The organism is Rhodococcus sp. NPDC019647 (assembly GCF_044389235.1).
GTDB lineage: Bacteria > Actinomycetota > Actinomycetes > Mycobacteriales > Mycobacteriaceae > Rhodococcus_F > Rhodococcus_F oxybenzonivorans.
In genome coordinates this window covers 897,206-909,525 of the sequence record NZ_JBIRXS010000001.1, presented here as the reverse complement: position 1 = coordinate 909,525, position 12,320 = coordinate 897,206, and the positions used below count along the sequence as shown (strand labels likewise).

Below are 12,320 nucleotides of genomic sequence, written 5' to 3'. Positions count from 1 at the left end.
GCGGGCGGCCGCCTTCGTCTCCGGCGTCGACATGGCAGTGCTGGCCACGGGGCTGGAGTCGCCGCTCGGCCAGGAGGGCAAGGCGATCCTGATGCCGCGGCCCGCCGGACGTCATCCGCGCGGTGACCGTAAGTCGGAATGCCAGCAGCGGATACCCCCCCACCAGCACGGAAGAGGAGAACGCAAGGTGATCGTGATCGGTATCGACCCGCACAAGTCCACTCACACCGCGACAGCGGTCGACTCCGATTCCAACAAGGACCTCGGCTCGATACGGATCAACGCATCCTTCGACGACTACGCCCAGCTGATGACCTGGTCCAAGCAGTGGCCAGACCGCATCTGGGCGGTCGAGAACACCTCCGGGCTCGGTCATCACCTCACCCAATGGCTCATCGGTAGAGGTGAAGCGGTCGTGGATGTGCCCTCGACCGCGACGGCCCGGGTCCGTGAACTCTCCCGTGGTGGCCGGCGCAAGAACGATCGGATCGACGCGGCCGCCGCGGCGTGCGTCGCGTTCAGCCAGGGCGATTTCCGGCCGGTCGCCCCCGAAGGGCATACCGATGTTCTGCGCATCCTGGACGAGCGCCGCATCGACCTGGTCAAACACAACGGCCGCCTGATCAACCAGCTCCACGCGATCCTGCGGGAACTTTTACCAGGCGGAGTCGAGCGGGACTTCGACACCGAAGACGCCGCCGACCAGCTCAAACGGTACCGGCCAGCCAGCCAGGCCGATGCGATGCGGAAGAAGGTGGGGCTCGACATCGTCGGGGACATCCGTCGGACCCGGTTCCAGATAGAGGACCTCACCGCCCGGATCAGGACCGAGCTGGCCGCGTGCGGCACCAAGTTGCCGAAGATTCCTGGCGTCGGCACCGTCACCGCCTGCCGCATCCTCGCTCGGACCGGAATCCCGACCCGGTTCGCGAACGAGGCCGCCTACGCCACCCACACCGGCACCGCACCGGTGGAGGTGGCCAGCGCCGACAAGCAACGGCACCGGCTCTCTCGTACAGGCGATCGGACGCTCAATTCCGCAATCCACATCGTCGCCGTCACCCAGGCGCGCACCTCCAGCAGCCCGGGCTATGAGTACTACCGACGCAAGATCGACGACGGTAAAACCCCACGGGAAGCGATGCGCTGCCTCAAACGCCAGGTCGCGAAACGACTGTGGCGCACCACGAGAGACGATCACTTGGAAAAACTCAACGCGGTCTCCGAACCCGCATAGATTCAGTGCAGTGCTTCTCGAGCCTGGATCGCCGGCAACTCGCCGGTAGCGGAACCTGCACCGGGACGGAGATCGGCGCCCAGGCGTGTCCGTAGTGGTCGGGGCTCGTCCCGAAAAGGATCGATCACACCGGGCTATCGATGCGGCGGTGGAGGTGTGCGAATGACCGCTGGCTCTTCCCCTTCACTCGCGACAAGCAACACGCCGGGGTCCTCACCGTTGGGCAGACCTGCGCAGGCAAAACGCAGCTCAAATTCAGGAACTACGGCCGAAAAGGGCGAGCTCGACCTCGGTGCCGCGGCCGGTCACGGCGACCACCTGATCAATGCTCGGATGCGTTCGCACCATCACAAAGTAGGGAAGATCGCCAGATGTTCCGCGCGACTAATTTCTCCGCGCCACGGAGGCGGAAAATGCCGGTGGTCGGGTGCATCAATCAAGCGTGGCTGCGCAGGAACAGGGCTACCAACAGAAGTTGTGTGGCCGATACAGTCCCGTGAATGGAGAAGTCCATCCATGCTCGCCAATCGGACCCGGAGCAGCCGTTCGGGGACTTCGCCACCCGCGGGCCGGCGCCGGGGGTGACCAGGCTGAGGAACTCCTCACCAGCGCCGTCCCTCGCGGACGGGCGTGACGTGGGTGCTCATTTCGCGAGTTAGTGCAATGACCGACCGAATTTTTCTGTTGCTTTAACTGGGAATGCGGCGTAGACCGGAGGTACGGATCCACGACAGACCAAGGTCGGACCGGAAGAGAAGATTCTACCTCTCGGTTGTGGCGCCCAGCACGAGCTGTAGGCACCCACGCAAAGCAAAGCCCCCAAAGCGGGCTCAGCGCGGTGGGCCTGCGTCAGGCGGGAAATGTCTCCTGACGCCGAGGCCACATTTTTACCGCGCAACAATGCACGCCTGGTAACCAGGTGGTTCGTGCTCGCGGGCGGGTCCCCTATGGGTCAGGGGACCCGCCCGACGTGCGTATGCGGAACCCAGGGTCCCGCTCCGTCATCGATTTCGAGCAAGCATTCGGACCCGTCCAAACCCGAATGTGACGGATGCGACCTCGACGGGTGCGGAGTCATCCTCGGCGGCGGCATCACGCGGGCTGGTTCTGTTCGGCGCCCCGGCGGTGATCCGGACGGCGGCACAGCCGATATGGGTGTGCAGCTCGGATGGGGGAGCACACGCGGCAGGTGCCCGACCTGCTCCTCGGGCACGCTGATGGAAGTTCACGGTCGTGGACAAGCCCGGGGGGTGACGGCGCATGGGTCTGTTGCTTGTGGGACTGGTGTGCATGTACGTATTGCGTGCACCGCCGGCACGGACGGTGGCGCGCCAAGTCGCACTCCGCACTTATGTGTTCCGCGAGGCACTAGTTGCGCGCGGGGCGCGCTTCGTGCCCGATCCGCCAAGCGACGCAAAAGCCCTGCACTTCATGCACGGTGGTAGCCAATTCCTGGGCATGTCTTGTGGTCGGCATACTGTGGCAGTGGTATCGAGCGAGGTGAGGGCGGGTTGAACGCGGAGGGCAGTGGGTCACCTGTGAACAGCGATGAGTTGCTTGCTTCTACTGCACCCCCACAGGGCGGGAGTTTCCGGTTCTACCTCGACGGCGAGCGCTGGGTATGGTCCGACCCCGTCGCCCGGATGCACGGTTACCAACCGGGCGAGATTACGCCCACCACCGAACTTCTGCTCTCCCACAAGCATCCAGACGACAAAGCGCAGATCGCTGTGCTTTTCGACAAGATGATCCACGCCGGTGAGCCGTTCAGCAGCAAGCACCGCATCATCGACACCGACAGCCAAGTCCACCACGTCATCGTGGTCGGCGATCGGATGCTCGACGAGAACGACCAGGTCATCGGCACGTACGGGTATTACATCGACGTCACCGAATCATTGGAGACCGACCCCCGCGAATTCAACGAGGCGCTCTCCGAGGCCGTCGCCGAATTCGGGAAATCGCGGGCGGTGATCGAGCAGGCCAAGGGTGCACTCATGCTCGTGTACGGCATCTCCTCCGAACGCGCGTTCGGCATCCTCACCTGGCGCTCACAGCAGACCAACACCAAACTACGCACCCTCGCCGAACGCTTCGTCGCCGCCCTCACCGAGACGACTTTCCCCGAGTCGTTTCGCGCCCGGTTCGACCACCTACTCCTGACCGCGCACGAGCACCCCGACAACCCGCCGGGGGAACAGGACTGACGGCACCCCACTTGAGGCGGTGCAGTCCGAGGCGGACCTTCGCGCCATCATCGTCCACGAAGAAGCGAACAAGAACCGCCACGCAAGTGATATCGGCCGCGCAGACCCCTATCACCGCCTCGCACAAGAGGTCGTCGGTATCAACGAATCGGAAGATGGGTACCTGAGGCGAGCGTGCGCAACCCTGGTCGTGAGGTATTCAGTTGGCTCACACGATGCCCCGGCCGTGAGGCCGGGGCATCCGTCACAATCTGATTTCAGGGGCGGCGTGTCGCGTCGGTGCCGACGCCTGTGCGCACGGTCGGGTCGTTTCGACGCTTGAGCCCGGCGAGACCCAGAAGGCCCGCGAGGCCCAGGAGTCCCCACAGCCCGGTCTTGTCGCTGCCTTCGTTGTCACTGTGCTCGTCCTGCGCTTGCTGCGCCACGAGAGAGGCGCTGGATGCGGCTTCGGGAGCGGTGGCATGGGCTACGCCGACGCCACCGAACGTGATCGCGGTAGCGGCAAAGGTGGCGGCAATGGTCTTGCGCATCGTGTCTCCTGTTTCGTCGGATGTAGCGAACGCCTCGGTCCGGCTTCGCGGACCATCGCTGAAGTTCCCTGTACCCGAGACAGGTTCCGCGAAACACCAGCCGTGCGTACACGTCGATGCGTACCAGGACCCAGCAACCCTGCCGATCGGCAGCCCGTGCTGACCGACGAAGCGACGCAACGATGATGGATGTATCGTCCGTCTGTTGCACTGCACCTCAGAGCCTTTCGAACGCGCTCCCACGAGTCGGCGGACCATGCCCCGCCAGGGTGTCGACGGCTTCCCACGTCGTGGACCTCGAAGTCCCGGTTCACCCTCGGGATCGAGCCCATGATTGATCCCACCGACCCCCCGTTGTGGATCGGTCCCTCACCGGCAGTGTCGGACGTGGCCCACTGGGGTACCACGTCCTCAGACGTGCCCGATACTCCGGAGTACCGGTCGTGTCCAGGCCAGGTCCGTTCAGCAAAGAGCCGACCTGGCCGCCCCGCCGCATCGTGTCAGGCGTTCGGCAACGGTCGGTGGGTTTTTCAGCCGGGCGCGGGGGAGGGCCCGTTCATCGCAGGGCGGTGGGTGTGCTCGAGTTCGGCGTTGATGCGGCGGGCCTCGGCGAGTTGGTCTTCGAGGATGATGATGCGGCACGCGGACTCGAGTGCGGTGCCCTGGTCGATCAGTTCACGGGCGCGGGCGGCGAGGCGGAGCTGGTATCGGGAGTAGCGGCGGTGACCGCCCTCCGAGCGTCCGGGAGTGAGCAGCTTCGCGGCATCGAGGCTGCGGAGGAAGGCTTGTGTTACGCCGAGGATCTCGGCGGCGTGACCCATGCTGTAGGCCGGGTAGTCCTCGTCGTCGAGCTTCCCGGCCGGGCTGCGGTCGGGTGAATCTTCCGGAATGGGATAACACCTTTCACACGGACAGGGCCCCCGGCGCCGTGAGGCACCGGGGGCCGGAGCGGTTTTCACTTTCCAATTTCCTGCACTTTTCCGGCGGTCGGGCTCATCGTGCTGCTCGACCGCCGGCCGGAGGTGCCGGGGGCTCACACACTCACATCAACACTTGCCCCGTCACGCCCGCCTTGCGGTACTGCTCTGCGGGCAGTTCATTCTCTCCCGCACCTCGTGAATTCTTTCCTTGCAACGACAGGAACTCTACAACGGCGAATCCTCAATGTCTACAGTCGCCACTACAGATATTATGGAGTCGGCTGCCAGGGTTTTCGTATGCATCGAGAGGCACGTTCGCTCCGACATGGACGGGCAGTCCCCTCGGCGGATCGGTTCTCCTCGATGGTGAGGTGGCAGAGTCGACAGTCGCAGTAGGAGTCGAGCAGTCTGGCCGCTTTCCTCGGTTCGGGTGCGGTCGTCCGGAACCGTTCTTCGGGTGGCAGGATTCAGCGGTGACGAGATCGGGGATCCGATGTGGGTTCCCGGATCGTGGTTGCAGGGAGTATCGGCATGGCGCAGGGCATTGTGAAGTGGTTCAACGGGGAAAAGGGCTTCGGTTTCATCGCACCCGACGACGGAACCGCGGACGTCTTCGTGCACTACTCGGAAATCTCGGGCAGCGGCTACAAGTCGCTCGAGGAGAACCAGCGGGTGGAGTTCGAGGTGGGCCAGGGGCAGAAGGGTCCGCAGGCCACGAACGTACGGGCTGTCTAATATTTCTGGAGGACCGCATCCGTGGGGTGCGGTCCTCCTGCGGCAGCCGGATGAGGATCGTTGATGCAGATGCATCCAAGGGGGCTGATGTGGCACGGGCTTGTCACGCTGCGGCGGCTGGGGGGCGATATCTAGACCGCGAGGGTGAGGATGGCCGCGAGAGGTGCCAGCGCTCTTGTCCGCGACGAGGCGCAAGTTATCTCCGGTGCCTCTCCCGTCACTCCGTCACGTCACGCTCACCACGTGGCGACGGCGGCCACGAAATCAACCCACCATTGCCGATACCACGGGTTGGTCATGCGCTCGTCCTCCGTCGCGGGGCTCCGGCCTACTTGGTGTAGCGGGCGGACGGAAGGCGGCGTTACACACGAGAGAAGACTTCTCGATCGGGTCGATTCCTTGGAGATCAGCTCGCTTGCTGCTTCAGGTCTCGTAGTGGGTGTGGGCCTTCGCGCTGGCATGCGGGTGGGTCACAGGCCGGCAGACCGGAAGGCAGCGGGTTGATGGTGTCGCTGTCCCACGTGATCTTTCGGATCGGGTGTCACGGGCTCGCTAGGCGGCGACCGGCAGAATCATCAGCTTTGCGCGATGCGTGATGTCGCAGCTACGGCAATAGATCGCATGTGGCATCCTCCGGTGCGATATCCGATCGGCGGCCTTTGTACGAGGAATGTCGTAGACCGCCGGCCTTGCTGAGCTCGCGGAACTCGACGTCGACGACGACTTGCGGCTCGACCCAGTGCACACCATGAGGGGCGTCAGCATGCGGTGACAAGGCCGTGAGCGGACTGGTCGGACGTTCGAGCTGCTCGAGTTGGTCGCGCAGCTGCCGGTGCGCCCCACCTCCAGCGATCCAACCGATGACGACGGCCGACATTCTCTGTCTCACGAGTGTTTTTATCCACGACCGAGTTCGTCTGCCCGGCAGGTAGATCGAGGAGACCTTCTTGAAAACCCACCCCTCCATCCCGGTCTCGCGGGCCACACCGAGCATGGTGTCCGTGCTCAGTCCGAGCCAATGTGGAGGTGCCTGGACCGGCAGACCCGCACCGTGGGCAGGGACGAGTTCGGCGAGCGCCGCCCGCCGATCGAGATACGGCGCCGACATCAGTGGTGACCCCTCGACGAGCAGGTCGAAGACGAAGAAGTCGACCGTGACCTGTCGGCGCAGCACCGCGGACGGGCGCATCACGTTCATGCGGCGTTCACTCTCCCATCCGACATCTGTCGAGCTGCACTGAGTTAGGTGCCCTACTGAAGTTCGAGTTCGACCTCGCGGACCTGGAATATGTCAACGAGCCAGTCGAAGACCGTCGGACCCACGCCAGCTCTCGTCCATTTCGCACCATCTGTAACAAACTCTGTTCCGATTCCGAAAGTGGAAGGGGGGCGGACGACGTCTTCATTCTCGCGGTAACAAAGGAAATGGAGTGCTCATGAGTAACAAGCTGGGACGCCGCGTAGGCGCGGCCGCACTCACTGCGCTCGGGGTGGGAACTGCAGTGGTGGCCGGTGGAGGAGCGGTCGCAAGTGCTCAGCCCGCGCCACCGACATCGACAACGATGACGTGTTCGAGCGCGAATCCACTTATGTGGGCACCGCCATTCACGTGGACCGTCAACGCCGCCTCCGGGGAGTCGCTTCGACCGGGGGGAACCGCGCTGGAGCCGTCGATTCTGCTCAGCGGCGGCAACGAATTGCCCGCGCCGCCCGGTGGTCTGATCCCCAGCATCGGAGTCAACTGGTACGGCACGAGGGTGTCGGTCGACTGGCACAACACAACGACAGGTGCGACCGGTCACAGTGTCAGCGATGAGGCGGCCTGGCAGCAGAAGCCGGGAATACCGATCAACCGCACCTGGGCGGGAACCGGAACGGTGTCGTTCACCGTCACCGTCCAGACCGGCGCCGGATGGTGGTTCGTCAATCCTCAGAACGCCGTCTGCCGGGGAACCATCTCGGTCGTGCCCGGCAGGTGACCCGGACCCATCCCGTCTGATCGGTAACCGCTAGACGCGGACCTGGCTTGCGTCCGATCCACCCGCCCGATCACGGTCGGGACCGCTGTTCACGAATGTGTCTGGAGCACCATGTTTCTTCCCGAGTTCCGTCGGTCGATCGCGATCAGTGGACTGGTGCTGGCCGGGATGTTCGCCACCAGCAGCCCTGCTGCGGCGGATCAGACGCAAGACCGATGGGTGTACATCCCGGACACGGTGACCGCCGCGGACGGAGTCGCCTGCGGCGGCCGAATCGGGGGAGTCACCGTCGCGACGGACAGGCTGCCCGGGCTGGTCTACGTTCGGCTGAACGCGACGTTCGTCGGGATGTCGACGAATCCTGGTGTGCTGTGCTCGGTATCCGCAACGCTGCACTGGCGAAACGTGGATACCGGGGCAGTCGGAACGTGGTCCGCCGAGGTCAGTGGAGGGCTGATCGATTTCCCGGCGGAACCGTGGGCACACCTCGAGACCGGATCCGGTCGCGTCGAGGTCACGCTGACCACCGATCGTCCGCATGTTCCCAGCGCCACCGACATCAACGTGTACTGAGCGGGTTCCGGAGACCCTTGCGCGAGGGGACGTCTGCACAGCGTGCGCGAGTGTCGTGGTCGGGGTCCGCACGGCGGTAAATGTGATGCTCACGCGCGTTGGTTGTTGTTACCGTCGGAACATGCACATTCGCTACCACGTCACCTCGGTCCTGAACCGTGCATCCATTTCGCGACACGGCCTGGACTGGAGCCGAATGGGTGCTGCCCCCGGTATTGCGGGAAGCCGTCGTCCGGAGCAGGAGGGCTGCTTTCTCGCGGCCGACGAGTTCGAATGCGACTGGTTCGTGCGGATGAACAACACGGGCGGAGCCGTGGACGTGTGGGAGGTCCGAAGCATCGACGCTGACGACCTGATCCAATCTCCGGAGGGCTACTACTACTTTCCCGGCGTCATCGCAGCCTCCGATCTGCGGTTGGTGCAACAGGATCTGCCGCCGGGTCACCACCATCCCTGACTCTTCACTGGGGGCGAATGGGATTGCAGCCCAGACTGACATAGGTGACGATCCCCTCTTGGAGTCCGCAGGTCGTGAAGGCGCCCGTCGCACCTCCGACCTCCCACCACGGGGCGCCGACCCCGCCGATGCACGATCCGGTCGACGGTATCCCGGTCGGTGTCCACATGCCCTCGCGGCGATATCCCTGGATCCATGGAATGTGCGAAACACCGCCGGGTCCGGGAATCGCCCGTGGCGTCAGCCCGAAGCACTCGACGGTTCCGATGTGGACCGCGGCCATGCCGGCGGGCACCCCGTGCGCCGTGCAATGAGACGTGCCGGAAGTGGGTGTGGTGGTGGTGTGACAGTCCGCCGACGGTTCGGCGTGGGCGGGTGCTGCGCCCCCCGCGACCACCGCGGCGGCGAGAGCGGACGATGTGGCCGCTCCGGCGAGGACACTGCGGATCCTGTGGGTCATCGGATACTCCTTCGGGTCCAGCGGAGCCCTCCTGATGGTGGGGTCCGTATGTGGTTGTGTCGGTTCGGCACCGGATTCTGTTAGCCGTGGGTGACGGCAACCTCTCCGTCGAGATACCGTGCCAGTGCTGTCCGTTACGGTGTCCCGGTGCCCATGATCGACCCCCGTCAGAGCCTTGCCCGTCGTCCCCGGCGAGTCCTCGTCGCAGGAACCTCCGGCGCCGGCAAGACGACACTTGCCGCGCGCATCGCCACGCTGCTCGGTATCGAACATGTCGAGATCGACGCGCTGTATCACGGATCGAACTGGATACCGCGCGATCAATTCCTCACCGATGTGGAGGAATTCAGCTCGCAGCCGCAGTGGGTCACCGAATGGCAGTACGGCACTGTACGCGACCTACTCGCCGACCGTGCGGATCTGCTCGTCTGGCTCGACTTGCCCCGCGTCACCGTGATGCGCCAGGTCATCACCCGCACCATTCGGCGACGACTACGCCGCGAGGTGCTCTGGAACGGCAACATTGAGCCGCCCCTGCACCGGTTCCTTCTCGACCGAGATCACATCGTGCGCTGGGCCTGGACCACCCACCACAAGAGCGAACTCAGAATCTCCGCACTTGCGCAGCGACGACCCGACCTCACCATCGTCCGGATCCGCGGCCGCGTCGATGTCGAACACTGGCTCGCAGGACCCTTTGTCGGGACTTTGGCGAACAACTCGGACAGGAAGTGATCGCTGTAGCCGGCGCCCGTTCGAAACTTGTTTCATTGGAAGATGTTTCGTGCTCGGCGCCAGGCCTGCGTCGGGGGCTCGACATCAACTGCCGGCCGGCAGGCGATACACCCACCGGGCGGTGTCGCCGAAGAACAGCGCTTGCTCTGTCGCCGACACCTCGCCGAGGGCCGCCTGGACGGTGGATACCATCGTTCGGCTGTCCCACAGCAGGTGGTCGATCGGATAATGAGAGGCGAACATGCATCGCCGGGCACCGAAGATGCTCAGCGCCGTCCGTACCCATTTTCCGATGGCATCGAGAGATGTTCCGAATATGAGGGCGATTCCCTGCAACTTGAGGACGACGTTCGGAAACTGACTCACCGCCGTGAGGCGTTCTTCCCACCGGGAAAAGCCCTCGGCGGTGAGCTCGACCGGCCAACCGGCCGCCTCCAACACGAAGGTGGTGTCGGGAAAGGCAGCAATGAGTTCGTGTGTCGCGGGTAGCTGCTCGTCATAAACCAGAAGATCCCAGACCAGTCCCGCATCGGCGACCTGCTCGAAGCCGCGCAGCCAAGCCGAGTCCGACAGGTAGGTACCGGAATCGCCCAGCCGCTTGGCGGGGTCGGCCGCCCAGTACAGCGGCTGGCGCACCGCCCGGACCACGGGGAGATCCCGATACCGCGCGAGGGCATCGACCAGTTCAGGTGAATCGAGCCGCACGGCCGCGATGAAGGCGGATGGAATGCCGAAGTGGTCGGCGCAGTGCTGAACCCACACAGCTTCCGCGACACCGTCTGCTGCCCCGAATTCACATGCGACCGAGGCCGTGATGGGCGTCCCGGCAACCTCTGCCCGATAGTCGCGCGGCAGATACGGGCGCGCAGCGTCATAGTAGTTCGGCAGCAAAGCGGTCAGCGCGGGCGGGCGACTGTCGATCCATGGGTACTCGAAGTCGGGCAGGTTGATGAAATGGTGATGAGCATCGACAACGTCCACCTCAGACAGCGTATTTCACTTCGGCGGGTGGGTGCGCGATTTCGGCCTGGCGGGGTTCGGCACAGTGCACCCCATCGACGATGATCGTGGGCATGGAGAACACGAGCGCGCAACGAGTCGATACCGTCCGAGCGTCCTACTCGGCCCGATCCCGGGAATACGTCGATCTCTTCGGCTCCATGGCCTCGGCGCACCCGTCCGATCGTGCTCTGGTGAGTGCCTGGGCCACCACTCTCACCGGTCCGGTGCTCGACGCTGGATGTGGTCCCGGACAGTGGACGGACTTCCTGGCCGAGTGCGGACTGGAGGCGAGGGGGATCGACCTGGTGCCCGAGTTCGTGAAACGAGCTCGCACGCAGTATCCGCACCTCGTGTTCGACGTCGGCGGCTTCGAGGCGCTGGACGCCGCAACAGGATCACTGGGTGGTGTGTTGTCCTGGTACTCGCTAATCCACCACCATCCGCACGAGATCCGGACTCCGCTCGCGGAGTTCGCGCGCGTCCTTCAGCCGGGTGGGGGGTTGTTGGTGGGCTTCGCCGAAGGAGCGACCGTGGGGACCTTCGACCATGCCGTCACGACGGCCCACCGATGGCCGGTTGCCGAACTCAGCGAGGTGTTGCTCGAGGCCGGCTTCGAGGTGCTCGAGGCACATACACGCACGGGGAGTGGCCACAGGCCGCATGGGGCAATCACCGCGCGCAGGCGAAGCGCCCGGTGATGGACGTCCCCGGCCCGCCCGCGGTTACATCACAAGCCCTTCGGCGGCGTGTCCCTCGCAATGGACAGGGACCTCCGTATTGTCGAGTGTGGCGGTCGACGCGGATCGCTGTCGGTGCATGATGAGGAGTCGACGATGTTGCTGCGCATTCCCGGGGTGTATCCGCCGCAGGAAGATACCTGGCTTCTCGCCGACGTTCTCGACCGTCACGGGCTCGCGCCGGGGAGAAGCGTTCTCGACTTGTGTACCGGCACGGGCGTACTGGCACTGCGCGCGGCGCAGGCCGGTGCCCACTCCGTGACGGCGGTCGACGTCTCGCGCCGGGCACTGGTCACCGCATGGACCAACGCGCGGCTGCGTGGCCACCACATTCGGGTGCTGCGTAGCGACCTCGTTGCAGGGGTGCGCGGCAAACGGTTCGACCTCGTGGTGTCCAACCCGCCCTATGTGCCGGCGGCCGACGACGAGCTGCCCGACACCGGGATCGCCCGGGCCTGGGATGCGGGCAAGGACGGGCGGGCACTTCTCGACCGGATCTGCGTCGAGGCACCCGAAGTTCTCGGCGAGCGCGGAACACTGCTGCTCGCACAATCCGCATTGAGCGGGGTGGAAAAGACCCAGACGATGCTCGAGGAGCAGGGCCTGTCCGTCGACGTGGTGGCCCGCACCGAGATCCCATTCGGCCCAGTCCTCGCCGCGCGGCGGGCCCTGTTCGAATCCAGGGGCCTCATCGCGCCCGGGCAGCGCACCGAAGAACTGGTGATCATCCGGGCCGTGCGGTAGCCGC

General features: G+C 64.8%; 15 protein-coding genes. 10 read left to right on the top strand and 5 right to left on the bottom strand.

The window, feature by feature from the left end:
• Window positions 1-31: 31 nt before the first annotated feature.
• The 3 genes from ACH49N_RS04405 (at window position 32) to ACH49N_RS04395 (ending at window position 3,444) form a co-directional block, all read left to right on the top strand.
• Window positions 32-1,237 carry an IS110 family transposase gene (locus ACH49N_RS04405; RefSeq protein ID WP_358274131.1) on the top strand — a complete coding sequence of 402 codons (1,206 nt, stop codon included), beginning with the start codon at window positions 32-34 and terminating at the stop codon, window positions 1,235-1,237.
• A 500-nt stretch (window positions 1,238-1,737) separates the two neighbouring features.
• Window positions 1,738-1,896 carry a hypothetical protein gene (locus ACH49N_RS04400; RefSeq protein ID WP_358274129.1) on the top strand — a complete coding sequence of 53 codons (159 nt, stop codon included), beginning with the start codon at window positions 1,738-1,740 and terminating at the stop codon, window positions 1,894-1,896.
• Between the two features lie 879 nt (window positions 1,897-2,775).
• Complete coding sequence (locus ACH49N_RS04395; RefSeq protein ID WP_358274128.1) at window positions 2,776-3,444, top strand: PAS and ANTAR domain-containing protein; 669 nt, start codon at window positions 2,776-2,778, stop codon at window positions 3,442-3,444.
• A gap of 257 nt (window positions 3,445-3,701) precedes the next feature.
• Here ACH49N_RS04395 and ACH49N_RS04390 read toward each other — a convergent pair whose 3' ends face one another.
• A complete protein-coding gene (locus tag ACH49N_RS04390) occupies window positions 3,702-3,974 on the bottom strand; it encodes a WGxxGxxG family protein (protein WP_358274127.1) in 273 nt (90 codons plus the stop codon).
• Window positions 3,975-4,504: 530 nt separating this feature from the next.
• Window positions 4,505-4,933 carry a MerR family transcriptional regulator gene (locus tag ACH49N_RS04385; RefSeq protein ID WP_397504403.1) on the bottom strand — a complete coding sequence of 143 codons (429 nt, stop codon included), beginning with the start codon at window positions 4,931-4,933 and terminating at the stop codon, window positions 4,505-4,507.
• A 492-nt stretch (window positions 4,934-5,425) separates the two neighbouring features.
• On the opposite strand from ACH49N_RS04385, the gene ACH49N_RS04380 reads away from it, so the two are divergent.
• Complete coding sequence (locus ACH49N_RS04380) at window positions 5,426-5,629, top strand: cold-shock protein (RefSeq protein WP_109336094.1); 204 nt, start codon at window positions 5,426-5,428, stop codon at window positions 5,627-5,629.
• Between the two features lie 604 nt (window positions 5,630-6,233).
• Here the strand turns inward: ACH49N_RS04380 and ACH49N_RS04375 are convergent.
• Complete coding sequence (locus ACH49N_RS04375) at window positions 6,234-6,827, bottom strand: hypothetical protein (protein WP_358274124.1); 594 nt, start codon at window positions 6,825-6,827, stop codon at window positions 6,234-6,236.
• Between the two features lie 238 nt (window positions 6,828-7,065).
• Between ACH49N_RS04375 and ACH49N_RS04370 the strand changes: the two genes are divergently transcribed.
• The 3 genes from ACH49N_RS04370 (at window position 7,066) to ACH49N_RS04360 (ending at window position 8,638) form a co-directional block, all read left to right on the top strand.
• Window positions 7,066-7,608 (top strand): hypothetical protein, encoded by a 543-nt coding sequence (locus ACH49N_RS04370; RefSeq protein ID WP_159922394.1) that lies wholly within the window; start codon window positions 7,066-7,068, stop codon window positions 7,606-7,608.
• A gap of 111 nt (window positions 7,609-7,719) precedes the next feature.
• Window positions 7,720-8,181 carry a hypothetical protein gene (locus tag ACH49N_RS04365; RefSeq protein WP_358274123.1) on the top strand — a complete coding sequence of 154 codons (462 nt, stop codon included), beginning with the start codon at window positions 7,720-7,722 and terminating at the stop codon, window positions 8,179-8,181.
• 121 nt (window positions 8,182-8,302) lie between these two features.
• A complete protein-coding gene (locus ACH49N_RS04360; RefSeq protein ID WP_358274121.1) occupies window positions 8,303-8,638 on the top strand; it encodes a hypothetical protein in 336 nt (111 codons plus the stop codon).
• A 4-nt stretch (window positions 8,639-8,642) separates the two neighbouring features.
• On the opposite strand, the gene ACH49N_RS04355 is transcribed toward ACH49N_RS04360, so the two are convergent.
• Complete coding sequence (locus tag ACH49N_RS04355) at window positions 8,643-9,098, bottom strand: hypothetical protein (protein ID WP_358274119.1); 456 nt, start codon at window positions 9,096-9,098, stop codon at window positions 8,643-8,645.
• Window positions 9,099-9,245: 147 nt separating this feature from the next.
• Between ACH49N_RS04355 and ACH49N_RS04350 the strand changes: the two genes are divergently transcribed.
• Window positions 9,246-9,833 carry an AAA family ATPase gene (locus ACH49N_RS04350; protein WP_397504402.1) on the top strand — a complete coding sequence of 196 codons (588 nt, stop codon included), beginning with the start codon at window positions 9,246-9,248 and terminating at the stop codon, window positions 9,831-9,833.
• 84 nt (window positions 9,834-9,917) lie between these two features.
• Here ACH49N_RS04350 and ACH49N_RS04345 read toward each other — a convergent pair whose 3' ends face one another.
• A complete protein-coding gene (locus ACH49N_RS04345; RefSeq protein ID WP_358274176.1) occupies window positions 9,918-10,823 on the bottom strand; it encodes an amidohydrolase family protein in 906 nt (301 codons plus the stop codon).
• A gap of 83 nt (window positions 10,824-10,906) precedes the next feature.
• Here ACH49N_RS04345 and ACH49N_RS04340 point away from each other — a divergent pair, with 83 nt between their 5' ends.
• Entirely contained in the window at window positions 10,907-11,533 is a 627-nt protein-coding gene (locus ACH49N_RS04340; protein ID WP_358274117.1) for a class I SAM-dependent methyltransferase, read from the top strand.
• A 135-nt stretch (window positions 11,534-11,668) separates the two neighbouring features.
• Window positions 11,669-12,316 carry a HemK2/MTQ2 family protein methyltransferase gene (locus tag ACH49N_RS04335; RefSeq protein ID WP_358274116.1) on the top strand — a complete coding sequence of 216 codons (648 nt, stop codon included), beginning with the start codon at window positions 11,669-11,671 and terminating at the stop codon, window positions 12,314-12,316.
• Window positions 12,317-12,320: the final 4 nt, after the last annotated feature.

Coding starts and splice junctions, on each gene's coding strand:
- ACH49N_RS04405 (WP_358274131.1), top strand. CDS start 32: ATGGCAGTGCTGGCCACGGGGCTGGAGTCGCCGCTCGGCCAGGAGGGC.
- ACH49N_RS04400 (WP_358274129.1), top strand. CDS start 1,738: ATGGAGAAGTCCATCCATGCTCGCCAATCGGACCCGGAGCAGCCGTTC.
- ACH49N_RS04390 (WP_358274127.1), bottom strand. CDS start 3,974: ATGCGCAAGACCATTGCCGCCACCTTTGCCGCTACCGCGATCACGTTC.
- ACH49N_RS04380 (WP_109336094.1), top strand. CDS start 5,426: ATGGCGCAGGGCATTGTGAAGTGGTTCAACGGGGAAAAGGGCTTCGGT.
- ACH49N_RS04375 (WP_358274124.1), bottom strand. CDS start 6,827: ATGAACGTGATGCGCCCGTCCGCGGTGCTGCGCCGACAGGTCACGGTC.
- ACH49N_RS04370 (WP_159922394.1), top strand. CDS start 7,066: ATGAGTAACAAGCTGGGACGCCGCGTAGGCGCGGCCGCACTCACTGCG.
- ACH49N_RS04365 (WP_358274123.1), top strand. CDS start 7,720: ATGTTTCTTCCCGAGTTCCGTCGGTCGATCGCGATCAGTGGACTGGTG.
- ACH49N_RS04360 (WP_358274121.1), top strand. CDS start 8,303: ATGCACATTCGCTACCACGTCACCTCGGTCCTGAACCGTGCATCCATT.
- ACH49N_RS04355 (WP_358274119.1), bottom strand. CDS start 9,098: ATGACCCACAGGATCCGCAGTGTCCTCGCCGGAGCGGCCACATCGTCC.
- ACH49N_RS04340 (WP_358274117.1), top strand. CDS start 10,907: ATGGAGAACACGAGCGCGCAACGAGTCGATACCGTCCGAGCGTCCTAC.
- ACH49N_RS04335 (WP_358274116.1), top strand. CDS start 11,669: ATGTTGCTGCGCATTCCCGGGGTGTATCCGCCGCAGGAAGATACCTGG.